This window comes from Neoluteolibacter marinus, assembly GCF_014904755.1.
Lineage (GTDB): Bacteria > Verrucomicrobiota > Verrucomicrobiia > Verrucomicrobiales > Akkermansiaceae > Haloferula > Haloferula marina.
Window position 1 is genome coordinate 1 of the sequence record NZ_JACZFQ010000290.1, and the last position, 311, is coordinate 311.

The 311-nt window shown below is 67.2% G+C and carries 1 protein-coding gene; it reads right to left on the bottom strand.

Annotated elements, in window-relative coordinates; all coding sequences use genetic code 11:
- On the bottom strand, positions 1-311 hold a 311-nt coding region (locus tag IG178_RS24900; protein WP_193215259.1), incomplete at both ends, for an alcohol dehydrogenase catalytic domain-containing protein.

Here is a 311-nt window from a genome sequence, read left to right on the forward strand (position 1 = left end):
TAGCGCTCGTCCTCCCCGGTGTGCGGGACCTTGATGGGCCCGTAGTCCGCGTGCGGCACGCGCAGGTACTCGGCCTGCCCGCCGGGCACCGAACCGTAGAGACGGGAGTAGCCCAGGAACTGGGCGTTGTTGTTGTACTCCCGCACCTGGGTGATCTCGCACTGGGACTGCAGGCCCTGGGTGCACATGAAGCAGTGCCCGCAGGAGACGTTGAACGGGATCACCACCCGGTCCCCGGCCTTGATGTGGGTGACGGCCGAGCCGACCTCCTCCACGATGCCCATCGGCTCGTGGCCGATGATGTCGCCCTT